Below are 23,358 nucleotides of genomic sequence, written 5' to 3' on the forward strand. Positions count from 1 at the left end.
CCGGCAACCCCCGACGCCAGATAAAACACCCTCTACAAAACCCGGGACTTGACACCCGCGCGTAGATCTCGATCGCGGGCAGTCGGTCGGCGTAGCCGGGGCCGACGGCGTCCAGCCTCACGCGAGGTTCGCGGGTGGGGTCCTCGGTGCCGCTGGGAAGTGCGGCGAGTACGGCGTCGAGCGGCACCACCGACAGGTCGACGTCGGAGGATGCACTGATCTTCAGGGACGTGCCACCGCTCTCGAGGTCGTCCTCGTAGGTCAGGACGGTGCCGTCGGCAGTCGCGGGCGGAGCCAGGACGACGTCAGCGGGGAGGGTGTCTGTCTGAACGTGTCCGATTGAGATTGCCTCGTCTGTCTCCAGCGGGATGCCCACGGCGCCGATGCTGCCCTGGTTCAGTCCGGTAGCGATGCGGAGCCGTTCGCACTGGAAGTCGAGTTCTGAGCGCGGGCGCACCAAGTCAACATTAATGGACGTGTGCAGGTCTTCACCGGCCGGTCCGGCGCCGTTCCAGCCGATGATCAGCGTGGCATATTCCAGCCCCTTAACACTTTCAGCCAGGTCGTTATGGGCGGATTGGATCAGGGTGATGGCGTCATCGACGGGCGTGTTCTGCTCGAGTGAGAGGAAGATGCGTAGGCCCCAGGACTTCCGTGACTCCTTCTTGGTGTTGACGTTTGGCTCGCTCATCACGGGGGTGCGGCCACTGAAGTAGTCGGAGAAGGGGGTCGTGTCCGGTTCGGGCGCAGGTATCCGCATCCAGATGCGCACGCCGGCTCCGGTCAGGACGACGGCGGTGCTAAGGCCACCGATGACCTGGCGGCGGGTCAGACCGCGCCGACCATTTTGCTTGGTCGGCTCACCGGGCGCGGAGGCGGCGGAGGGCGGAGGAGTCTGGGAAGTCACCGTCGCAGGCTACGAATGGCGCAGGCTACGAATGGCCACGGCGCATTCTCAACGGTCCCGCATGGGTAGTTTTGCCCATCACCGGCTACATGGCGGCATTGCGCAGACGCAGAGAGTTGGCGACCACGATGACGCTGGAGGCGGCCATGGCAGCACCGGCGATCATCGGGTTCAGCATCCCCGCCGCGGCCAGTGGGATCGCCGCCACGTTGTAGGCGAAGGCCCAGAACAGGTTCTGTTTGATGATCCGCAGCGTGTCCCGGCTGACGCGGATGGCCGCTACCACGGCGTCCAGGTCGGCGCGCACCAGGGTGATGTCCGCGGCCTCGATGGCCACGTCCGTGCCCGAGCCCATGGCGAAGCCCAACCCTCGTGTGCCGGCCTGGGCCAGGGCCGCGGCATCGTTCACACCATCGCCGACCATTCCCACCACGTGCCCCTCATCCTGCAGGGCGGCGACCACGTCGCGCTTGTCTCCCGGCAGCACCTCGGAGTGCACATCACCTGCGTCGATACCGACCTCCTGGGCCACGCGGTCGGCGGTGCGGCGGTTGTCTCCGGTCAGCAGCACCGGGCGCACCCCGAGTTCACGCAGCGCGGCAACCGCCTCCCGGGAGGAGGGGCGCACCGTGTCCCGTACGGACAGCACCGCCCGGGCGACGCCGTCCACGGCAACCACCACGGCCGTCGCCCCGGAATCCTGTGCGGCGGCGACCGCGTCGGTGGCCTGCGCGGCCAGATCCACTCCCTGTTCGGCCAGCCAGGCGGGACGACCCACTCGGACTTGGTATGCGGTGCCGTCGAGGGTCACCGTGCCGGACACGCCCCGGCCCTCATGGTTGGAGAAGTCCTGCACCGCCGGCACTTGCTCCAGGTGCTCCCCGACGGCCTCGGAGATCGCCCGCGCCACCGGGTGCTCACTGGCGGCCTCCACGCTCCCCGCCAAGGCGAGGGCGCGCAACCACGTGCTCTCGGGGTCGGGGCGGTGAAGCTCCTCTTGGCTACCATCCGCGATCCTCGTGCCTCGGATCGCTCCCGCCAGCCCCTCCACGCCTTCGAGGAGCTTCCCCGCTCCGGCCGATTCTGCCCCGGCGGTCTCGGCTCCAGGCTCTGAAGGCGTGCTGCAATCCTCCGCTGCAGCTTCCACCCCGCCCTCAACCTCGGCATCCCAGGTGATGATCCCGTCGGCGACGTCCAGGCGCATGCGGCCCTCGGTGACGGTGCCGGTCTTATCCAGCACGATCGTGTCCAGGGCGCGGGTGGACTCCAGCACCTCCGGGCCCTTGATGACTACGCCGAGCTGGGCGGCGCGCCCGGAGCCGACCAGCAGCGCCGTCGGCGTCGCCAATCCCAAGGCGCAGGGGCAGGCGATCACCAGCACGGAGACGGCCGCCATAAGCGCGGGCTGGGCGGAGTGCCCGAGTAGCAGCCAGACCGCCAACGTGGCCAGGGCCAGTACAATCACCGCGGGCACGAACACCCCGGAAATACGGTCCGCCAGCCGCTGCACCGGAGCCTTACCGGCCTGCGCCTCGGTGACCATGGCGCCGATGCGCGCCAGCGTGGTCCCCGCGCCCACTGCCGTCGCCCGCACCAGCAGCACCCCGGAGGTGTTGATGCAGCCACCGGTGACCGCATCACCGGGACCGGTCTCCACCGGCACCGACTCGCCGGTCAACAGGGAGGCGTCCACGGCGGAGCGCCCCTCGACTACCACGCCGTCGGTGGCGATCTTCTCACCCGGGCGCACCACGAACAGGTCTCCGGCGGCCAAGGAGTCGATCTCGACCTTCTCCTCGGTGCGGGTGGCATCGGGGCGGGGAGTGCCGTCGTCGTCGAGCACATCAACGGCATCGGTGGAGCCGGAGGGGGCGGTCAACATGACCCGGGTGGCCTGGGTGGCGCCGAGCTGAAGCAGGGTGCGCAGGGCGTCACCGGAGCGGAAGCGCGCCCGCGCCTCCGCGTAACGGCCCGCCAACAGGAAGGTGGTTACCCAGGCGGCGGACTCGAAGTACATGTGCACCTGGTGGCCTTGGGCGCGGGGGAGCAGCTCCATGCTCATATGCGCCCCCAGTCGGCCGGCGCCACCGAACAGCAGCGCCCACAGGCTCCAGCCGGTCGCCGCGATCACCCCCAACGACACCAACGTATCCATGGTGAAGGTGCCGTGCCGCAGCGCCCGGAAGGCGGCGCGGTGGAACGGCCAGGCGCCCCAGGTCGCCACCGGCAGCGCCAACGCCGCCACTACCCACTGCCAACCGGTGAACTGCAGCGTCGGAAGCATCGACAGCGCCATCACCGGGATCGACAGCACCAGACAGACGATAAGTCGGCTACCCAGATAGGCAGCGCGGTCGGCCTGCGACTGGCCCAGCATGGGGGCCGGACGGGGTGCGGACGCCTCCGCGGTTGCCGACGCGGACTCGGAGTCGGGGACGCCACCGGATGGGGCCGCGGCGGACGAGTGCGCCTCGGCGCCTAGCGCTGAGTCTGCCTCGGGAGAGGGTGCAGCGGCGCCTGATTCCGGCGCGGAGTCGCCGTCGGCGTCGGGGGCAGCGGAACCGGAGCCGCCGTCGGCGGGGCTCGCAAGATCGGTGCGGGCGGTGACAGAGGCCGTGTAGCCCGCCCGCGCCACCGCGTTGACCAACTCCTCATCGGTAACCGGCGCCGTCAAGGTGACTCGCGCCGACTCCGTGGCGAGGTTGACCGAGGCCTCGACGCCGTCGAGTTTGCCCAGCTTCTTCTCCACCCGGGCCACGCAGGAGGCGCAGGTCATGCCCCCCACGGCAAGGTCCACGGTGGCCACCGGCGCTGCGGTTGGCTCCCCGGTCTGGGTGCCGGATGCGGTTGGCTCTGACATGTGCTGGTCGGGCTCCTGTGCGGTTTCAGGCGGCGTCGCGCTCGATGGCGTCGAGGGTGTAGGCGCCGGCCTCGTCGATTGCCTCGGCCAGAGCGGTGTCGGAGAGCACTACATCGGATACGACCGTGGCCACCGACTGGCCGCCCTTATTGAGGATGACGGAGACGTTCTTGACGCCGTCCAGGGCCTCCAACTCCGCGATGACGTGGGCGACGCAGTGATTGCAGGTCATCCCCGAGATCCTCAGGGTGGTGGTGCGGTCGATACCGTCGGCGGTGAACTCGGACATGATGGGCTCCTTGATTTCGGTATGTGGATTTGGGTCTGGCGTGCGGGCGGCGGATGCCGGCGTGGGCGGATGCAGCCCGCGAGGCGGGATCAGGACTTGACCAGACGGGCAATCGCCTCGGAGGCCTCGCGAATCTTGGCGTGGCCCTCCTCATCGGAGGACTGGGCGGCATGCAGGACGCAGTGGTTCATGTGTTCCTCGAGCAGGCCGAGGCTGACGGCCCGGAGCGCCTTGGTGACGGCGGATACCTGGGTAAGAACATCGATGCAGTACGCGTCCTCCTGGACCATGCGCGAGATGCCGCGCACCTGCCCCTCAATGCGGCGCAGCCGATTGAGGTGGTCCTTCTTGGCTCCCGTGTATCCGGCCACCGTTCCTCCTGTCATGGCTTTGAGCGCGGGTGTGTGCCTGCCCGCCCGCCGGGACGGTCCGTGCCGACGCCAAGCCGGGAGTAGGCGGATCACTGGTGGGTGAGGTCCGCTTCCGGCCTCGCCAGCTCCAACGATACCCCTAGGGGGTAGGGGTTGCAATAGCTGGTGGTGGTTGTGCATCTTCAGAGTCGTTGTCACCTCCTGCGACCTTTGCTCTCTGCTCCGAGCCCCTGCCCTCTGGTGTGCGGGAGTTTGCCGCCCACCAGAGGGCAAAGGCTCGGAGGAGGGTGCGAATCGTCGGAGAAGATGTACGTCGGTGGTGTGTGGGCGCAAGTGGTGTGTGGGCGCTGGCCGAGTAGGAAGGTGACTTGGGGCCGGTGGTGTCACAGAATGCAGTACTTTCGCCCGACTCAATGTCGGCCGACTGCTGTCACCCGCGTGATTCCGCGGTTGCTATAGACCCGCATCCGGAGTTCGCGCTGAAAGTGGTGCATTTTATGACAGTGATGCGGGTCCCGACGCGCTGCCTGTGACATGCTGGCCATATGAGCGAGCAGCGCGCACCTGCGGAAGTTGACGCCTCCGACGCCTCCTGGGCCCCGATCGGTTGGGAACCCGGCGACATCGGTTTCGATGACGCCCCCTTCGGCACGGTTCTGGGCGACCCGCTTATGGGCTCACCCATTTTCGAGGTATCGGTGCTCGCCGCCGGCCCGGCCGTAGACGCCGACGACGCTCCTTCCAGTGCGCAGGCCGGAGGCGCTCACCGCGCCACTGCGCAGCTCAACGCACGCGAGCAGTATCGGCAGGCCGCACGACCCGGTTGGCAGCAGCCGCCCGCCGGGCCGCAGGTGCAGACTCCCGCCCCCGCGATGGGAACGTGGCCGGCTGCCGTGGGAGCCCCGACGGTTGGGGAAGTCCGCCCACCGGCGCCGCGGGTCCCTGGTAATCCGTCGTTCAACCCGCATGCGCAGGCGCCGTCCGGGCATCCGCAGCCGAGCCCCTCGATGCCCCAGATCAATGGACCGGCGCAGGCGCCCACCACCGCTGCCAACAGCGGACCGTGGGCACCGCAGCCACATGTGCCGGGGCAGGGCCCGTACGTGCAGGCTCCATCGCGGGGTGCCCCATCGACCTCCCGCCGGGAAGGTCAGACCAAGGACGCCGAGGGCATCAGCGGCTTCGTATCCACCGGGATCTGGTGGGTGGTCGCCTTCCTGCTCCTGATCATCTTCTCCAACATGTGAGGCGCCGTGAGGACGCTGCCCGGAGGGGCCATCTCGGTGGCTGCCCCGCGTCCCGACCGTCTAACCCGCTCGGCTACGGCGGTCCCTGCGGGGAATTGCGGGGAATAAGGGGGTCCGATCCGGGCAAGCGGATCGAGCAGGATCTGAGAGGAGGATGCGGTTGCTGGCACGCAAGGCTCGCGGGACCGCCCGCAACCCGAATTCGCGGCTGGGCCGCACACGCCATTGCGACACCGCCAAACGGGCACTCACACCCCAAACAGGACGAGCCAGTTAACTCACTGTATGCGGCTACTGCATCCGGCTCACTCCCACGCGCATGTATAGCTGTCGGGACTGTGGAGGGGTGACTCCAGGCTGCGGCTAACCGTCGACGGCCCGTGGAACGAGTCGACTTGGCCGGCCCCGGCCACCCCTACTACTTAACTGCCCCGGAGGTGATGCCGGAGATGATGCTGCGCTGGAAAACTGCGAACAGTACGATCAATGGCGCGCTCATCAGCAGCACGTAGCTGAAAATCAGATGCCAGTTGTTCAGGTGGATGCCGGCACCGGCCACTGCGAACAGATTCAGTGGCAGAGTATCCAGGCGGCCGCCCACGATGAACAGCGCGTAGAACACGTCATTCCACACGTACAGGCTGATCAGGATGGTGGCCGTCGCCAGCACCGGGCGCAGCAGTGGCAGGATGACCATGGTGAACACCCGTACCGGCCCCGCCCCGTCAATCCTTGCGGCCTCCTCCAAGGACTCCGGAACAGTGCGCACGAAACCGGTGACGAAGAAGATCACCGTGGACAGATACATGCCCGTATAGGTGCAGATCATCCCCACTGCGCTTCCGGCCAGGCCGAGTTGGCGCAGCAGCAGCACCAGCGTGACCACCGCCGGCGGCAGGATGATGCCGGAGATGCCCACGGAGTACACCACCGCCGTCAGCCGTCCGGAGCGGCGGGCCAGAATCCATGCGGCCATGGACCCGAGCACGAGCACCGCCAGCACCGAGGGAACCAAGAGCACAACACTGCCGATGAGCGCCAAACCGATGTCTGAGCGCTCCACCACCTCGGCCAGGTTCTCCCCCAGTCGCCACCGGGACGGCAGCGACAGATCGGGCGAGAGGGCCTCCGCCTGCGACTTGCCCGCGGTGACCAGCACCGTCCACAGCGGCACTCCCACCAGGAGCAGTGCCAGAACCAGGCCGGTGAGCGGCTGCACCACGGTGGAAAGCAGGCGTGCGGCCGTGATGTTCCCGCGACGATCGGACTTGTGGACGGCGTCCGCGCCAGCACGATCACTCATGTCATGTTCCTTTCTCGGCGCCGGAGCATCCCGATCACCGGGAAGGCCAGGAACACCACGGCAAGGAACAGCACCAGACTCATGGTGGTCGCCTGGGCGTACAGCCCCTGACCGAAGGTGCGGAAGATGAACAGGTTGAGCAGCTCGGTGGAACTGCCCGGCCCGCCGCCGGTGGTGGCCTGCACAATGTCGAAGGAGTTCATCGATCCCAGCAGTGCCGTGGCCACATTGAAGGTGACCGCCGGGGCGATCAACGGGATGCGGATGCGCAGGAGCGTTTGCCAGGGGGAGGCCCCGTCGATGCGCGCCGCCTCGAGCACTTGGGAGTCGATCGTCTTCAGGCCGGCCAGGTACACCAGCATCGACATCCCCATCCACTTCCAGGAATGGATGAGGATCACCACCAGGATCGTCCACTTGGTGGACCCCAGCCAGGCCGTGTGCACGGGCGTCCCGGACAGCACGGACAGCAGCTGATTGACCCCGCCGTCCGGCTTGAGCAGCGCTTGGAAGATGTAGCCGGCGGCCAGGGCGGAGATGATCACCGGAATGAAGAACACCACCCGCAGCAATCGGTTGAGTCGGGTGTCGCGTTCAAGCAGGAGTGCCAGCCCCATCCCGAACAGGTTCTGGAACACGGCCACCCCGGCGGCGTATACCAGGGTGATCGTCAGTGCCTTCCGCAAGGCCCCGGAGGCGGCCAGCTCGGTGAAGTTATCCAGCCCGACCGGGCTGATGGCACTTTTGAAGCTCGACCAGTCCGTGAAGGCGTACACGAAATTGTACGCCGTGGGCGTCAGGAAGAACACCGCGAGCATGGCGAAGGCGGGTGCCGCGAACATCCAGGGGTGGCAGGAGCCGGCGCGCGCGACCCGTGGCGATCGGACCAGCGAGCGCATCGGCTCAGAACCCCTCGGCGCCAATGGCCTTGGCGAGCTGGGCGAACTGTGACTGAGTCTCCTCTCCGACCTGCGCGGGCGTCTTGGTGCCGGCAATCATGTCTCCCAGGTTCTTGGCCAGATCGGGGTTGGCGATTGCCAGCGACTGCATGGAACCGACCGAATTACTCAGGGCCTCGTTGGCCTCAACGGCCGCGGTCGGTACGGAGTCGGGGGTCTCGACGCCGTCGATGATGGAGACCGTGTTCTGGCCCTTGACGAAGTCCGCGTAGCCGTCGGTGAGCCAGTAGGTCAAGAGCTGGCGGGCGGCGGCCTCACGGGTGTCGTCGCCGGTCTTGAAGGCGACGACGGCGTTGGTCTGCTCCGGAATCGAGGTGGCCATCGCGCCCTTGGCGGAGATGGGGAAGAACCCGATGGTCTCGTTCAGGGCCTCGGCGTCGGTCTGGGCGGCCATATTCGACAGCAGACTGTTTACATGGATCGCCATGGCCGCATCGCCATTGAGCAGTGCCTTGGCCTGGTCGTCGAAGGTGCCGGTCTTGATGTCGGTGTTGTAAAGGCCGTCCTTAATCATTGTGGCGTACTGGTCGATGGCCCCCTGAATGTCGGTGCCGGTGAAGGCGTCCTGGTTGGAGTTGACCCGGTCCCACAGTCCGTCCTTGGCGGCGTCGGCCAGCTGGACCTGCACCACGTACTGGGAGGCCCACCACTCCCCGCCCATCTCATAGAAGGGAGTGACGCCCTTGCCCTTCAGGTCCCGGGCAAGCGCCAGCAGTGCGCCGAAGTCGGTGGGGATCCGCGCCCCTTGATCCTTGAATACCCGCTTGTTGTACCACACGCCCATGACGGATGGCGCGGAGACGAAGGCGGCGTAGCGGTGCTCGTTCAGCGTGCCACCGGCCTCCAGGACGGAGGAGACGGTGTTGGCCTCCCAGGGGGCGCCGTCAAGGACTTGGAGACGCTCGGCGGCACCCAGGCTGGTGAGCATGGAGGTGGTCGGCTGCCACATGGCCAGATCGGGCATATCGCCGGTGGCCACCTTGGTCTGCACGGTCTGCTCGTAGGGGTCGGGAATGGTGACGATCTCGATCTCCGCCCCGGTCTCCTTCGTGAAGGCGGCGACGACGTCCTTGGGGATATCAGCGGAGGACTGGGCGGCCCAGAAGGTGAGGGTCACCCCGTCGAGTTTGCCGGTTGGGGACGGCCAATCGGCTGGCTCCGCTCCGTCGCTCGTACCGCCGGAACCGGGGTCCGAGCATGCGGCCAGTCCCATTACGGCGGCCGAGCCGACCGCCAGGCCCATCCAATTTCTGCGGCTCAGTGGGGTGCGGTTGAGAGCGGCCGTGAGGCCATGCCTGCGGTTCATTAATCCTCCTGTGGTGGTGCGGCCCGACGGGGTACGTGCGCATGTGTCGGTTCGGACCGCTCTTCGCCGGGCGATCCGCGACGATCGCCCGCTTGGCTCTGATACGTCCCGGGAGATTAGGAGTTGGTCCTGAAATGGCTTCGACGATGACCCCTAGAACGATCCGCTGGTGACATCGGCCACGATAGGAATTGGGGGAGGCGTTGTCCACAGGCCTCGAAACTCTTGTTTCAAGGCGCTCCGACGACTTATTTACGAGACTTCCGGGATGCCTTATCGTGTCGCCGTATTTGTATGCATGCGAAGGAGCATGAATCCATGACCATTACTAGACGACGCGCACTTATGTCCGCCGCGCTCTTGGCCGGCGTTCCGCTGACGGACGGAGCTCTAGCCCCCGATGCCGCGGCCGCGGGTGGGCAGTTCGATTTGGAGAACTGGACCCTGGTGGATTCGCTCAGCGATGAGTTCGATACTGCATTGGATCCCGATCGCTGGCACAAGGGCCTGTGGTACCCGGGTTCCCATCTGCACGCCTTTCGGGATGACAACGTCCAGAGCGAGGCTGGGAACCTGCGCCTGTACGCGCGTAAGGAGTACTACGCCGGCAAGGGTTACACCTTCGGAGCGGTCGAGTCGGTGTTCGACACCCCCGGTGTGTGCAGTTACGTCGAGGTGCGCGCCAAATGCCTGGCCGGTGCCGCTAATGTCCTGTCCGCGATATGGCTCCAGTCCTCCCGGCTCGACGGCGTGAACCACCTGCTGGCCGACCCCAACCCGGAGATCGACATCCAGGAGAACACCGGGGATCGGGTCATGCAGGCGGCCCTGCACCTGTGGCCCGGGAATGACGAGGCGCGGCACGTGCGCTACGGCGGCAACGCCAACCCGAACGTCGGGGTGGACGTGACTGCCGACTACCACCTGTACGGGGCCGAGCGCCGCGACGGAATGCTGCGCCTGTACTTCGACCGGCAGCTGCTGTGGGAGCTGCGCGCTCCCGATCCCTCCCTGTGGCGCATGTCCCGACACGTCGTGTTCAGCCTGGAGGCGCACCGCGGTTGGCCGAACGATGCGGGCCTGCCGGCCTCCTTCGACATCGACTACGTCCACACCTACTATCGCACGCCCGAAACCGTCCAGGCCGACGGCGAATACCGCATTGTGGAGTCAACCACGGGCCGCCGCCTGGTGCGCACCGAGAACGGCCCGGTCCTCAGCGGCCAGGCCGCTGAGGCTGACGACGCCTCCCGGTGGCGCCTGACCCGCCAGGACGACTTCACCTATGTGCTCTCCGCCCCGGATGGCGCCGGCACGCTCGGCCTGGGTGCCTTGAGCGGCTACCCCGGTACCGCCGTCGTCATCAATCAGGCTGGAGTCACCGGCCCGGACTCCGCCGGCAGCGTAAACCGGTGGCACGTCCTACCCGGTACGAGCGCGCCGGAGACTGTCCGGCTGCTGTCGAAGTTCGCCGGCCTGTCACTGGTTTCCGGGGAAGACGGCGTGATGGTGGGCGAGGATGATGTCGACTGGACCCTTGAAGAAATCGTCCCGCCGACGCCGGAGCCCGAACCGCAGATGCCCGCATACGTAGCCGCCAGCAAAGCGCGTCCGGGAGCCATGATCCTCACCGGCGACTGGGACGGGGACGGGGTGGTTACCTACGCCGTGCGCATCGGTACGCGCGTGGTCTTCTACAACGAGAACCGGGTGGACGCTCCCGTTGCGGCGGCCTTCACCCTCGGCCGGGCGCGCGACACCGTATACGTCGGCGACTGGAACGGCGACGGTAGCGACAGCCTGGCCCTCAAGCGCGGCAACCGCGTCTTCCTGCAAGTCACCGCGAGTTTCCCCGTAACCGTCGTCGGTACCCTCGCCGATCTCGACAAGGCGCGCAGATAGACGTCGAGGTGGCGGTGGCTGCGAGGCGGAGCCGAATGGAGCCGTCATTCGGGTTAGGGTGGGCTATATGGAGACTCACCATGACTGAGCCCCGGCGACCGTGGCGTCCTCCCACCCTCGCCGATGTAGCCGCCCGAGCGGACGTGTCCAAGGCGACGGCCTCGCGCGTGCTCGCCTACGCAGAAGGCCGGTCGAAGAGCTGTCCGGCGGCGGCCGGAAGCGTGCTCACCGCCATGTCCGATCTCGGATACCTGTCCGGTCCGGCCGACCTGCCCCGCCTGTTGGTCGTGGTGACTGACGTGAGTCGGACCGGTTACTGGGCGACGCTGTCCGGGGTGCTCGCCGCATGCCAAGAACTCGGTGTAGGCCTGGCCGCGCATGTGCTCTCCCACGATACTGCTCACCGGCGCCGGGCCCTGCTGACGGCTCTGGAGGAACGTGTCGACGGCGTCGTGGCGGTGGAGTTCGACTCTCTGAGCGTGGCCATTCTCTCAGAGCTGCCGGCCGATCTACCGCTTGCCGTTGCCGGTGGCGCACCGGATCCGGATACCGACGGGCTGCCGAGGGCGTGGATCAACGACCGCGCGGGGGCGTGCACGGCGGTACGGCACCTGATCGAGTTGGGACATCGGCGCATCGCCTACGTCGGTGTACCGCCTGCCGGTCACCCCGATCCCCGGGTCATCGGCTGGCGGGAGACGCTGCTGGCGGCGGGGCTGCCCGTGCTCGAACCGCTGGCGACGGGCTGGTCGGTGGAGACCGGAATGCGGGCGGCGGCTCGAGCACGGGCGGTGGGTGCAACCGCCGTCCTGTGCGGCAACGACGACCTGGCGATGGGTCTGATCTCGGGACTGACTACCGCCGGAGTGCGGGTGCCGCAGGATGTCTCGGTTGTCGGCATGGATGACCATCCGCATGCCGCGGCAGCAAGCCCGGCCCTTACTACCGTGCGCCTGGACTTTGTAGGACTGGGGGAATGTGCTACCCGGTTGGCTCTGGGAGACCTGGACGGCCCATTGATCGAGGTGCCCACCGAGTTGATCATTCGGCAGTCCACCGCGCCGCCGTCGTCGTGATGAATGGCGCGGCTGATAGTGAGTCGGTCAGCTGCACCGTCGATCCTCCAGGTGACCGACCAGGCTGGTGGCCAGGCCCGTGTAGGTGGCGGGCGTCAGCTCCAGCAGCCGTGCCTCGACGTCGGCGGGCATGCCCAGGGAGGAGATGAACTCGCGCATGGAGGCGGCCGTGACCCGCTTGCCGCGCGTGAGTTCCTTGAGCCGCTCGTAGGGATCGGCCATGCCGGTGGCTCCGGCCACCGACGCCGCGCGCATGGCCTGCTGCACCGGCTCGCCCAACACCTCCCAGGCGGCGTCGAGATCCTCCGCCAGGCGGGCGTGATCCGCATCGAGTCCGGCCAGGCCGCGGCGAATGTTGTCGATCGCCAGCAGCGAGTGCCCCAGGGCCACACCCACGTTGCGCTGAGTGGTGGAGTCCGTCAGGTCGCGCTGCAGCCGGGAGGTGACCAGGGTGGCGGCGAGCGTGTCCAGCAGCGAGCAGGAGATCTCCAGATTCGCCTCCCCGTTCTCGAAGCGGATCGGGTTGACCTTGTGCGGCATGGTGGAGGAGCCGGTGGACCCCTGCGCACTCAGGCGCTGGCGGAAGTAGCCCAGCGAGATGTAGGTCCAGGCGTCGGTGGCCAGGTTGTGGGCGATCCGGTTGAAGCGGGCGATGTCGGCGTAAAGCTCCGCCTGCCAGTCGTGGGACTCGATCTGGGTGGTGAGCGGATTCCAGGTCAGACCCAGGGACTCGGCGAAGGCACGGGCGACCTGCTCCCAGTCGGCGCCCGGCACGGCGACCACGTGCGCGCCGAAGGTGCCGGTGGCGCCGTTGATCTTGCCCAGATACTCGGCGCCCTCCACTCGCGTCACCTGGCGGCGTAGGCGGTGCGCCAACACCGCCAACTCCTTGCCGAGTGTGGTGGGCGTGGCCGGCTGGCCGTGGGTGCGGGCGAGCATGGCGACCTCGGCGTGCTCGTGGGCCATGGCGGCCAGATCATCGACGAGCCCGCGGGCCGCGGGCAGCCACACCTGTGCGACGGCGTCGCGAATGGTCAGCGCGTAGGCGAGGTTGTTGATGTCCTCGCTGGTGCAGAAGATGTGGACGATCTCCTGCATCTCGGGCAGCACCGTGGCGCCCAGGACGTCCGGGGCGGCGTCCAGGTGCCGCTTGAGCAGGTACTCCACCGCCTTGACGTCGTGGCGGGTGACTGCCTCGATCTCGGCCAGCTCGGCGATCTCCGCCGCGCCGAAGGCGTCGACGACGCCGCGCAGGTAGGCCTGCTCGGCGTCGGACAGCACCGGGGCACCGGGCAGCACGCGGTGGTCGGTCAGGTGGATGAGCCACTCCACCTCCACACGCAGGCGCGCCCGGTTCAGGGCGGCCTCGGACAGGTAGTTGACCAGTGGCGCCGCCACGGCGCGGTAGCGGCCGTCGAGGGGGCCGAGGGCGATGGCTGGGGAAACGGTGGCGAGGTCGACCATGACGCCGATTCTGCCAGGTGCGGCCGACGGCGCAGGCCGCCATCTCAGAGAACGTCGTCAGGGGTTTGCCGGTTTGGGGGTGTGGTGGTGGGGTGGCGGCGGGATGAGGAACGGGTGAGCCGCGCAGTAAGCGCGCATTAGTTCGCGGTGCAGGCCGGATGCATCAGGCACGGCGGTAGGTGGTGGCGGTGGAGCCCTGGCGGCCTTGGAAAACGACGAAACCGGTGGCCCTCAGGCGGTCGAGCGCCCATTTGACTTGGCGGTCGGTGAGTCCTGTCGCTTCGGCTATCTGTGCGCGTGTCTTCGGCGTGGTTCCCAAATACGACCAGACCACTGCGGCATTGGTGGAGACGGCGGCTACTTCCTCAGGAACTCGAGTTTCATCCTTCTGGGCCGAGTTTCCCGAGTTATCGGCTTGTCCAACGGCGGATGCAAACACATAGGACGTCGAGCCCTTTGTTCCCGAGGTCTCAGCGAGCCCTAGGTTGACAAGTTCTTGCAGCTGTCGCCGGGCCTCAGCGGAGTCCAGACCGAACCGACGCCTGTAGGTCGAGTTCGTCCAGGAGCGACCGTGTCTCATCTCTGCCAGGGCATGACGCTGCTCGACTCCAAGTCCCTCGGTGTTGAGTTCTGCCAGCCAACTCAGATCGGACGGCGACAGCAGTGCCGCCCTCGGCAGCAGCGCCGTGAACCTCACGCCAGTGTCCTGGAAGCGGACAGGCTCCATGTCGGCTTGGCGGAGGGCTTTGCGCACGGCGCGGATACCGGTTCCGAGGCCCTCGATCACGCGACGCCCTTCGGTATCGGTCGTGAAAGTACAGATATCATACAGGCGTTCGTTGACGGCCGACTTGCCGTCACGAGTACCCAACTGGTCCACGGTCAGTCCCCACAGGCCACCGGGGCTTGAGATGACCAGGCGATCCCGCGTCATACGGATCTCCGCCCCCTTCGACAGGGCGGGTTCTGACAGATCGCGGTGGACCAGCGCGTTTGCGATCAGCTCGCGTACGGCGACCGGTGGGTACTCGTGCACGTTGCGTATAAAGCCCTTTATCAGGTCCCCATCGAGACTGTTGATCGAGGTGTTCGGGACCGGGATCGTGTCTCCGCGGGGGCGCTGATGACGTATCACCAGCTGTTGTCCTCCTGAGCAGACATCCGGTAGTCGCCGTCGTACTGGCGTAGGTAGGAGGCGCCGCTCTCCTTCCAACGGCAGGGCTTGGCATTGGTCGGCACCTCCCGCACATTCGCTACTACCACCGTCTTGCCGTCGAACTCAATACTGCGGGGATCGATCGAGATTTCAGTGGAAAAGCCTTGGCGCGCCTGGGACGCCAGCGCTTGCATCTGCTCGCGGGGATGCTTGATCCCCACGACCTTCACCGGGTTCTCGCTCACGCCTAGGAGGAGCGTGCCCCCACCGGGGAGATTGGCGAAAGCGGACAGAGTCGGGCCGAGCGCGTCGCGGGAGTACTCGGAAAAGGTCTTGGCCTCAAGGTCCAGGCAGTCGCCGCCCTCGAGTTCGAGTCGGGAGAGAGCCTCTAAGAGGTCCTGCTCATAGACAATCATGTACAAGAGTGTATAAGAGTCCGTGTCGAGTGTACAAGAGGTGAGGTGCGACTGTACAAGAATGTATAAGAGGCACACGGGCTGTTCGTTGGCCGCGTGCCGGACGTCGTTGGTCCGGGCAGGCTGTGAGCGCCGCCAGGAGGACGGCGATGACGCCCTAGCATAGGAGCCATGTCCGAACAGGTGCGGCGGCTGACGACCGGTGACCTGGCCAGCGGTGAGATGCGCGCATTGATGCGTGAGACCGCCGTCGACGCCGTCGGCTTCTATCGCAAGCCGGGTTTCCAAGTCGCATCGGCGCCCGAGGACCCGCGCCGGCCCGGCGCCGCCCGCTACCCTCGCCCCATGAGCAGTGCGCGGCAGACCGAATGGGAGACCCGCTACGCAGCAGCCGACCGCCTGTGGTCCGGCGCGCCCAACGACTGGCTGTCCCTGGCGGCCGACTGGGAGCCGGGGCGCAGCCTCGACGTCGGCTGCGGGGAGGGCGCCGACGTGCTGTGGCTGGCTGAACACGGATGGCGAGTCACCGGCGTCGACTTTGCACCCACGGCGATTGCGCGCATGCTCACCGAGGCCCGGCGCCGCGGCCTGGCCGAACGCGTGCGCGGCACCGTGCTCGACCTGAGTGCCGACCCGTTGCCGGAAGGCCCCTTCGACCTGGTCACCAGCTTCTACGTGCACGGCGGACCGGAACCGGGCAGCCTCGACCTGCCCCGGCTACTCGTCCGCCTGGCCGGACTCGTCGCCGACGGCGGTCGCCTGCTCACCGCCGCTCACTGCACCAACCCGCCCTGGCACGGTCATCATGCCCGTACCTACCGGCCCGAGCAGCTGGCCGATGCCGTCCTCGGTGCCGCTGCCGGAACGTGGGAGGTGGAGGCCTCCGAGGAGCGCTGGCGGGAGGCCGTCTCACCCGAAGGGGTGCCGGGGAGACGATCTGATGCCGTCGTCTGCCTGCGCCGCAGCATGGTGCGGGGTACTGGCGGCCGGTCGGCGGGGGGTACGGGGTAATGAGCGAGTCTGCGACGCATCCCTCGCCCGAGCCGAGTTCCGCCGACGTGCCCGGGTGGGTTTACGACCTGGTGCCGATCGCCGCCCACGCCCGCATGCTGATGCGCACGAACGCCTTCGCGCTGCTTACGGCCACGGTGATTGTGGTGTTGGTGCCGCAGTTGGTTGCGCGTCCGGCGCCCGGGGTGGTTGCGGCGTGTATGGCATTTGGGAGTCTGCTGGCGCTGCGACATGGCGGATGGAGTGTGCCGGCTGCTGAAGCGTCGGTCGCCGACGGCGGTACGGCGGGGGCGCGGGTGGTGCCCGCGGCGCCGGCCGGAAGCGCGGCGGCAGCGGCGGGCACCGCAGCCGGGGCGGCAGCGGCGGCACCGGGGTCTGTAGGCGCGAGGCTCCGCCCCGGTGGTCGTACGGGCGCCCTACTGGCGGTGCTCGACCTGCTGTTGACCGCCGTGGGACTGGCCGCCCTGGTGGGCCTGGCCCTGGCCGGGGCAGACCGGCCACTGTTGGTGTCCGCCGCCGGTGCCGCGGCGGGTCTGACCCTGGGCGTGGGCTCGGTGGCCGTCATGGAGTTGAGCGGGCGTCACAAGGGTGCGGTCGCGGTGCTCGGCGTGGTGGGCATCGCCGTCACCGTTGTGGCCGCATGCTTCGTCATGCGGCTGGAACTCTCCTGGTGGTGGGTGTTGGCACTTGCGATCGGCGCGGACGCGGCGGGCCTGCTCGCTCTGCGCGCAGGCACTCGGAATGATCGGAGGGCGGACACCGCGTAAGTGACACGCATACGCCGGATGGCTCGTGACGGAGTTGGACACCCGAGCGCATCAGCCCGAGCCGGCCCGCCCACCCCGACCACGGTCCATCCCTGCATCGGAGGTGGAGGAATCGAGCTCGAAGGGCGCGCCGTGTTCCACAAGGGCGCTTCGTGCATCCCCCGCACCCATCGCATTCACAGCTGCTCTGCAGGACCGGCCACAGGCCATTTACCTTCGGGGCATGTCTTCTTTCCTTCTTTCAATTGCCGCCGACAAGGCCGCTGTGGGAGCCGCGCTGGTCCCCGCTACGGTCCCATCCGGTTGGACCGGCTCGGCGTCGGCCGCCTGCCAGACCGCCCTCGACGACGTCGTCGCCAAAGTTGCGGGGCTCGACACGCTTATGACAAACGCCCAGAACGCGATGACCGCCCTGGAGAACGCCGAGAGCGAGGCGGGCTGATCATGAGCGCAACCACCGCGAATCATGCGTCCACCGATGACCAGCACGCACTGGACTCACTACAGCTGCGAACCCCGCTGGCCAGTTATCCGGACCCGGCCAGTGTTCCCCCCGGCTCCGGCCCCTTCAACTATCGGGCCTCCACGAATTCCGATGAAATGATGTGCACCCGGGAGAACTGGGCCCCCGTCGGCAGCAAGTCCGCAGGCTCGGGACCCTTCACGACGGATGCGGCCCTGCCCCACGCCGTGACCTGGCCCGGTATGCCCACCGGAACCGGCGTGGTCGTCAGCGGCGGGGCATACGGCGTGAACACCGATGATCTGACTAGTTTCGCCGCCACTGTCGATACTGCTGCGGATTGGCTGGAGGACGCCCGCGACCTGGCGAAGTCCTGCCTGAACGATCTGTATAGCGGCGTCCGGGGCTTAAGCACGAACACTCAGCAGAACGGCGTCTCCTACGGCACCGTTCGCAACGGTTTCGACTCACCCATGGAAGCCCTGTTGTCGGACGAGAACCAGTGGTTGATCGGCGCCGTGCCCGGGGGCTCTGGCGCCAACACTGCCATCGAGCGCGCTAAAGCCAGAATCGCCCTGGAGGCGCTCACCCGTGGCTTCGGCTCCCTCGACGACGCCGCTTCCAGCCTGCGTTCGCTGGCCACCGCTGTGAAGGCGGCCGCCACCACCTACACCAATGCCGAGTCGGCCACGGATGGGCAGTGGACGCTGGTGCAGCGGGCGGCATTCATGGGGGCGCAGCGTTTTAGCGGCGTCTCCGTTGTGGATTGGGTGCGGGGTGCCGCCGGGGCGCTGTCCCTGCTCACCTTCGGTGGCGCCACCGCGCCAGAAGGCATTGATGACGTCCTCCAGGGGATGGAGATGTTGTTGACCAATCCGCATCTGGATGACTGGGTGAACACCGACCTTGCAATCATCCTCGGCCTGGCGCTCTGGGCGCAGCAGGCCAAGACCGGAGTCGAGGCCAAGGTGCTCGAGAACTACATCGGGCAGGTGGCCACGGAACTGGATCCAGCCATCTCCGATGTGCTTCCCGATCAGGTACAGGTCGGCAGCCGCATGGTGGACACCACCTCCTTGACCCCTATGCAACGGGTGGCCTACTACCTGGCCATATGCGCCGAGCGTTCAGGGACCGACCGCCACGGAAAGCCCACCGGTGTCACGGTCACTCCGCACGGCGGACAGTCGGTCACGGTCCCCACCGGGGTGCGCGACCCCTTCGGGTTCGGGACGCCGGTGCCCGCCGTGGCCGCGGCGCTGCCTGCGACGGGCGCTGCCGCCCCGCAGCCGGGCACGGTGGCCGAGGTAATCCGCTACGGCGACGACATGAAGGGCCGTGACCAGGACCTCTCCTCCGGCGTGGTCTCCGTACTGCGCACCGACCACTCCGACGGCACCACCTCCTGGCTCGTCGTCGTTCCGGGCACCACCGACTGGGGCAGCGGCAGCTCCAACCCGCAGGACCTGCTCACCAATCTTCAGGGAGTGTCCGGGCGTCCCACGGACATGGAGACCGCCGTCGTGACCGCCATGCGGGAGGCCGGTATCGCCCCGGGAGACAAGGTCGGCCTGTACGGGCACTCCCAGGGTGCGATCACGGCCGCCAACATCGCCGCCGACCCGGCCGTCAATGAGCAGTTCAACATAACTAACCTGCTCACCGCGGGCGGCCCCACCGCCGGTGCCGACCTTCCCGATAACGTCAGCACCCTGCACCTGGAGAACACCGCCGACGCTGTGCCCGCACTCGACGGCGCCGCCACGCCGCGCACCGCCACCCGCACAGTCGTCACCCTCGACACGCACGCCGCCGACTTCCACGGCTACCCGCACGGGCCGACGATCTACGCCGACGCCGTGGAAGGCATCACCGGCAACCCGCAGATCGACCAGTGGACCGAGGGCTTGACCGGCCTGACCGGGGCGGGCGAATCCGGTGCCGAAACCACGGAGATCGTATTCGACATCACCCGTGACAGCCCCGACACCGCCTGGGAACGGGTGGCGCGGGACGCCGGCAAGCGGGGGTGAGTTCGCAAAAGGGCAGCATCGCGATCCGGGTGATGCGCGACCTGTGGTCAGCGGTCGTTCGGACCCAGAACGCCGACGATCACCGCCGAGACGATCGACACGATCAGTGAACCCACGATCGCGGTACCGAAGGAACCCACATGCAGCCCGAGCGTCAACTCCGCCCCCGTGCTCACTCCGGCGAGCAGATCCGTGATCCGACTGGTCAGCATGAGCATCGCCCCGTTGACCACCAGGGCGAACAACCCGAAGGTGACCACGTACAGAGGGAAGGCCACTACATGCGCCACCGGCTTGATCAATGAGTTCACCAGTGCCAGCACCAGGCCGACCACGAGCAGGTTGACCACGGTCAGTGCCAGGCTCGGCGTGCCCGGTACGGCCATGCCGTCCAGCAGCGCCGCCGCCAGCCACAGGCCGGCTGCGTTCCCGAGCGTACGAACAATCAAGTCCATGCGCCCATCCTCGCAGACGGCGGCCGCGGCCGGAACCCGGAGCGCCCCGCCGCGCGTGTCGTTGCGTGCCAGGATGGGGGCATGACCCCCGTGCACATCCGCCCCGCCGTTCAGACCCTGCCCGCCTACGTGCCCGGTGCCCGCTCCCGCGGGCAGGACGTCGCCAAGCTCTCCAGTAATGAACTGCCCTATCCGCCGCAGGAGAGCGTGCTCGCAGCCTTGACCGCCGCCGCGGGCGGCGTCAACCGCTACCCGGAGATGACCGGAGACACCCTCGTGGAGGCGATCGCACAACGCCATGCGGTCGCCCCACAGCAGGTGGTTGTGGGCAATGGGTCGGTCGCCCTGATCCAGCACGTCCTGGACACCGTATGCGACGACGGCGACGACGTGGTGCTGCCGTGGCGCTCCTTTGAGGCCTACCCGATCTGCATCGCCGTGGCCGGGGCCCGGGCCGTCAAGGTGCCCCTGACCGCCGACGGCCGTCACGACGTACCCGCGATGATCGACGCCGTGACCCCCCGTACGTGCGCCCTGCTCGCCTGCACCCCCAACAACCCCACCGGCCCGGCCCTGACCGCCGATGAGCTCGCCGCACTGGTGGAAGGCGTCCCCGAACACGTCCTCGTGATCGTGGACGAGGCCTATCTCGACTTCGTCACCGACACCGAGGTCGGGGATGCGCTCACTCTGCTCGCCGACCACCCGAACCTGCTGGTCAGCCGCACCTTCTCCAAGGCGCACGCCCTGGCGGGCATGCGCGTGGGCTACCTAGTGGGCGAGGTCGGCATCATCGGCGCCATACGCTCCGTGGCCACCCCCTTCGGTGTGAACCTGCCGGCGCAGGCCGCCGCCGTAGCCGCCCTGGCGCCCGAGGCGCTGGCCGAGACCGCCCGCCGCGCCGCCGTCGTCGTCGGCGAGCGCGATCGGGTGTTGGCCGGCCTGCGGCGGCAGGGCTGGGATGTGCCCCACGCGCAGGGGAACTTCTTCTGGCTGGCCGTGGGGGAGGAGACGAGCGCGCTGGCCGAGCACCTCCGGGCGGCCGGAATCCTGGCGCGGCCCTTTATCGGCGAGGGTGTGCGGGTATCCATCGGCACTCCTGCCGAGAACGACCGTGTGCTCGCGGCCACCGCCACTTGGCCGGCGCGCTGACAAAGGGTCTCCGAAGCCCTACGGCGGCGCCCTCCGGGCGGCGAAACAGCGTCGTCGGGCCCCGCCGGCCCAATGGCGAGGGCCGGTCCTCCTCAGCGGATGGCGATGGTTGCCAGGAACAGCAGGCAGAACACGATCTCGCTCATGCCCATGGTCCGCGGACGCAGCGGGGTGCGACGGGCGCGCACCAGATGCCACTGCCACAGCGGTACGGCGAGCGAACGTACGGCGAGAGCCACCCACAGCACGGCGTGCGCCCAGGGAAGTCGGCCGCCGTCGGCGAGCCACAGGGCGCCCCCGGCGACCAACACGTGCCATGCGACCGTCCCCGCCAGGAGCGGCCGGTTGAAGCGTTCGCGGATCATCGACTTGATGTAGGGCACGGTGCCGCAGAAGTAGGCGGCGGTCAATGCCGTGACCAGCCACATCCAGGCCCAGCCGGTCAGTTCCCCGTTCGGGGAGGAGCCGGGCAGATCGCTCGCCCCGGCGCCCAGGCCCAGGAAGCCGCCGCGGCCGCCCACGCCGAGTGAGTAGGTGACCGCGGCGATGAGTGAGGCGGCCGCCGTGGCCGCCAGGCCCGACGGCAAGGAGCGTTCCCGACCGCGCCAGGCCTCCCACAGGGCGATAGCGAACAGCGGGGTCAGCGGCACGGCCCATTGCAGCAGGTAGGGGGCGACGGCCAGCGTCACGACGCCGAGCAGCGCCGTCCAAGCGGTGTAGACGATCAGGGGAGGGAGCGTTAGCGCCCGGCGTCGTGGTGAGCGTGCGCGCACCCACTGCGACCAGGCCCAGTAGGTCAGGTAGGCGCCCAACCAGGCGGGGATGAATAACAGGTTCACCCAGCTGAATCCGCCCACGATCCAGCCCACGATCGGCGGCAGCAGCAGCATTGAACGTACGCCGTGCTGGTTGGGCAGCCAGGCGCGGCGTGCGGACGGCCCGGGCTTACGCGCAGAGGCGGGTTTGGATCGCGCGGAGGCGGCGGCGGGTCCGGAACGGGGGGACGAGAGCACGGGTTCTCCCGTGGCCAGCAGCCGGTCGTCCTCGCGGCCGGGACGGGACTGCTGGTGGGGGATCGGGCCGCGTCGCCCGTGTGCCGGGGAGGCCGTGGGGGCTGGGCCTGCGGAGTGGGCGTCCGTGTTCCCATTCGGCAGGCCGGAGGTGTACTCGACGTGCCGGTCTGCAGGGTCGGAGGGGCGCTGTTGAGTCACATAGTTCAGCCTAACTGGATTGGGTCGATATCGCCTCGGTGGAGGCTGGAGCCGGCGGTGCGAGTCGTCCCTGGCCTGGACCGTGTTTCGTCGGTTGGACCACCTGGTAGGCACTCTCAGGCGGTCCAACTGAAGGAATGTGGTCCAAGTGCAGGAACGGGGTCCAAACTGCCGAGGCAGGCGATGCCCTCCCCACGGCATGCCGACCTGAAGCACCACGTTGCGCCTATAACCCGAGTTATCGGCGTGACCGTGGTGGTTGAGATCGGGGTTTTGGTTGGTGTGGTGCGGGAGAGTCGGGGTGATTTTGGTCTGGGAGGTTAACCCGGGGTGGTGGTTGACTTTAGCGGGTAGATGTGCGGGCTGTGGGAACACGGTCCCCGTGAGCAAGGCTCTGACCGATCTGTCAGACCCCGATGAAGAAGTCCGGTCGTACGGCCGCGGGCACTCAACGGTGGAAGTGCGCCGTCCCGTTGGACCGCTCACGCCCGGTTGGACCGCTGTAACCGGCGGCTACGGCGGTCCAACGGGGGAACAGGGGTCCAACGGGGGAACAGGGGTCCAACTGACAGGCTCAACAGCCACACACCGCCACCTAACCGCGTACCGCCACCCGAGCACTTACACAACAAGATCTAGTGAGCCCGGGGGCGCCCGAACCGCACACACATTCGCGCCGACGACCCCGAAGAAGGCCTCTGGGCCCGCAAGGGCTGGGCCGGACGAACCAGCTAGAAACCACGACACGCCGGTCTAAAGCACCACGTTCGCGCCGATAACGGGCTCTTTCGGTTTGGGGGTGTGGTGGTTGTGGTGGGCTGAGGTAGGACTGTCGCCGATGTCCTGAGACAGGAAACGGGCCGGGGTGTCTGGTGCGCCGGTTGGGCGTTAACAACGCTACTTAACGTTCTGTTGTATGCCTGCGGGGCCTTCAGTAGAGGGGTAATCGGCGTTGTTAACCCCGAAGTGGCGTAGCAGATGGCGAAGCGGCGTAGCAGACCGGGAAGTGG

20 protein-coding genes are annotated in these 23,358 nt (G+C 67.7%); 8 read left to right on the forward strand and 12 right to left on the reverse strand.

Features of this window, described 5'->3' with window-relative positions; translation table 11 throughout:
* The 4 genes from Q4A20_RS11485 to Q4A20_RS11500 form a co-directional block, all read right to left on the reverse strand.
* Nucleotides 1-907: hypothetical protein (locus Q4A20_RS11485; RefSeq protein ID WP_303123089.1), on the reverse strand; the 907-nt coding region annotated here is incomplete at its 3' end.
* Between the two features lie 85 nt (nucleotides 908-992).
* A complete protein-coding gene (locus tag Q4A20_RS11490) occupies nucleotides 993-3,767 on the reverse strand; it encodes a cation-translocating P-type ATPase (protein WP_303123091.1) in 2,775 nt (924 codons plus the stop codon).
* A 25-nt stretch (nucleotides 3,768-3,792) separates the two neighbouring features.
* Nucleotides 3,793-4,056, reverse strand: coding sequence for a heavy-metal-associated domain-containing protein (locus tag Q4A20_RS11495; RefSeq protein WP_303123093.1), 264 nt, complete (start codon nucleotides 4,054-4,056; stop codon nucleotides 3,793-3,795).
* Nucleotides 4,057-4,145: 89 nt separating this feature from the next.
* Entirely contained in the window at nucleotides 4,146-4,427 is a 282-nt protein-coding gene (locus Q4A20_RS11500) for a metal-sensitive transcriptional regulator (RefSeq protein ID WP_303123121.1), read from the reverse strand.
* Between the two features lie 545 nt (nucleotides 4,428-4,972).
* On the opposite strand from Q4A20_RS11500, the gene Q4A20_RS11505 reads away from it, so the two are divergent.
* Nucleotides 4,973-5,674: a hypothetical protein gene (locus Q4A20_RS11505; RefSeq protein WP_303123095.1), complete on the forward strand. Its 702-nt coding sequence runs from the start codon at nucleotides 4,973-4,975 to the stop codon at nucleotides 5,672-5,674.
* Nucleotides 5,675-6,092: 418 nt separating this feature from the next.
* On the opposite strand, the gene Q4A20_RS11510 is transcribed toward Q4A20_RS11505, so the two are convergent.
* The 3 genes from Q4A20_RS11510 to Q4A20_RS11520 form a co-directional block, all read right to left on the reverse strand.
* The gene (locus Q4A20_RS11510) at nucleotides 6,093-6,977 is read right to left on the reverse strand and encodes a carbohydrate ABC transporter permease (protein ID WP_303123097.1); all 885 of its coding nucleotides are present in this window, start codon (nucleotides 6,975-6,977) and stop codon (nucleotides 6,093-6,095) included.
* Nucleotides 6,974-7,819 carry a carbohydrate ABC transporter permease gene (locus Q4A20_RS11515; protein ID WP_303123099.1) on the reverse strand — a complete coding sequence of 282 codons (846 nt, stop codon included), beginning with the start codon at nucleotides 7,817-7,819 and terminating at the stop codon, nucleotides 6,974-6,976. Before Q4A20_RS11515 ends, Q4A20_RS11510 begins: the two co-directional genes overlap by 4 nt.
* A gap of 61 nt (nucleotides 7,820-7,880) precedes the next feature.
* On the reverse strand, nucleotides 7,881-9,242 hold the full coding sequence (locus Q4A20_RS11520; protein ID WP_303123101.1) for an ABC transporter substrate-binding protein: 1,362 nt from the start codon (nucleotides 9,240-9,242) through the stop codon (nucleotides 7,881-7,883).
* Nucleotides 9,243-9,560: 318 nt separating this feature from the next.
* Between Q4A20_RS11520 and Q4A20_RS11525 the strand changes: the two genes are divergently transcribed.
* Nucleotides 9,561-11,144, forward strand: coding sequence for a glycoside hydrolase family 16 protein (locus Q4A20_RS11525; protein ID WP_303123103.1), 1,584 nt, complete (start codon nucleotides 9,561-9,563; stop codon nucleotides 11,142-11,144).
* A gap of 80 nt (nucleotides 11,145-11,224) precedes the next feature.
* Nucleotides 11,225-12,220, forward strand: a complete 996-nt coding sequence (locus Q4A20_RS11530) for a substrate-binding domain-containing protein (protein ID WP_303123104.1) — start codon at nucleotides 11,225-11,227, stop codon at nucleotides 12,218-12,220.
* A gap of 27 nt (nucleotides 12,221-12,247) precedes the next feature.
* Here the strand turns inward: Q4A20_RS11530 and purB are convergent, their stop codons facing one another.
* The 3 genes from purB to Q4A20_RS11545 form a co-directional block, all read right to left on the reverse strand.
* Nucleotides 12,248-13,684 (reverse strand): adenylosuccinate lyase, encoded by a 1,437-nt coding sequence (gene purB / locus Q4A20_RS11535; RefSeq protein WP_303123106.1) that lies wholly within the window; start codon nucleotides 13,682-13,684, stop codon nucleotides 12,248-12,250.
* 163 nt (nucleotides 13,685-13,847) lie between these two features.
* Complete coding sequence (locus Q4A20_RS11540; protein ID WP_303123108.1) at nucleotides 13,848-14,819, reverse strand: ATP-binding protein; 972 nt, start codon at nucleotides 14,817-14,819, stop codon at nucleotides 13,848-13,850.
* Nucleotides 14,816-15,256: a helix-turn-helix domain-containing protein gene (locus Q4A20_RS11545; protein WP_303123109.1), complete on the reverse strand. Its 441-nt coding sequence runs from the start codon at nucleotides 15,254-15,256 to the stop codon at nucleotides 14,816-14,818. The genes Q4A20_RS11540 and Q4A20_RS11545 overlap by 4 nt, the downstream gene beginning before the upstream one ends.
* A 171-nt stretch (nucleotides 15,257-15,427) precedes the next feature.
* Here Q4A20_RS11545 and Q4A20_RS11550 point away from each other — a divergent pair, with 171 nt between their 5' ends.
* From Q4A20_RS11550 to Q4A20_RS11565, 4 genes are all read left to right on the forward strand, one after another.
* A complete protein-coding gene (locus tag Q4A20_RS11550; protein WP_368502476.1) occupies nucleotides 15,428-16,267 on the forward strand; it encodes a class I SAM-dependent methyltransferase in 840 nt (279 codons plus the stop codon).
* Nucleotides 16,267-17,034: a hypothetical protein gene (locus tag Q4A20_RS11555; protein WP_303123110.1), complete on the forward strand. Its 768-nt coding sequence runs from the start codon at nucleotides 16,267-16,269 to the stop codon at nucleotides 17,032-17,034. Before Q4A20_RS11550 ends, Q4A20_RS11555 begins: the two co-directional genes overlap by 1 nt.
* Before the next feature lie 223 nt (nucleotides 17,035-17,257).
* Nucleotides 17,258-17,476, forward strand: a complete 219-nt coding sequence (locus tag Q4A20_RS11560; RefSeq protein WP_303123111.1) for a hypothetical protein — start codon at nucleotides 17,258-17,260, stop codon at nucleotides 17,474-17,476.
* 2 nt (nucleotides 17,477-17,478) lie between these two features.
* Entirely contained in the window at nucleotides 17,479-19,530 is a 2,052-nt protein-coding gene (locus Q4A20_RS11565; RefSeq protein WP_303123113.1) for a hypothetical protein, read from the forward strand.
* A gap of 47 nt (nucleotides 19,531-19,577) precedes the next feature.
* On the opposite strand, the gene Q4A20_RS11570 is transcribed toward Q4A20_RS11565, so the two are convergent.
* A complete protein-coding gene (locus Q4A20_RS11570) occupies nucleotides 19,578-19,985 on the reverse strand; it encodes a phage holin family protein (RefSeq protein WP_303123115.1) in 408 nt (135 codons plus the stop codon).
* 81 nt (nucleotides 19,986-20,066) lie between these two features.
* On the opposite strand from Q4A20_RS11570, the gene hisC reads away from it, so the two are divergent.
* Nucleotides 20,067-21,137 (forward strand): histidinol-phosphate transaminase, encoded by a 1,071-nt coding sequence (hisC, locus tag Q4A20_RS11575; protein WP_303123117.1) that lies wholly within the window; start codon nucleotides 20,067-20,069, stop codon nucleotides 21,135-21,137.
* A 92-nt stretch (nucleotides 21,138-21,229) separates the two neighbouring features.
* Here hisC and Q4A20_RS11580 read toward each other — a convergent pair whose 3' ends face one another.
* A complete protein-coding gene (locus Q4A20_RS11580; RefSeq protein ID WP_303123119.1) occupies nucleotides 21,230-22,348 on the reverse strand; it encodes a YwiC-like family protein in 1,119 nt (372 codons plus the stop codon).
* Nucleotides 22,349-23,358 lie beyond the last annotated feature (1,010 nt).

This window comes from Actinomyces sp., from assembly GCF_030530635.1.
GTDB lineage: Bacteria > Actinomycetota > Actinomycetes > Actinomycetales > Actinomycetaceae > Actinomyces.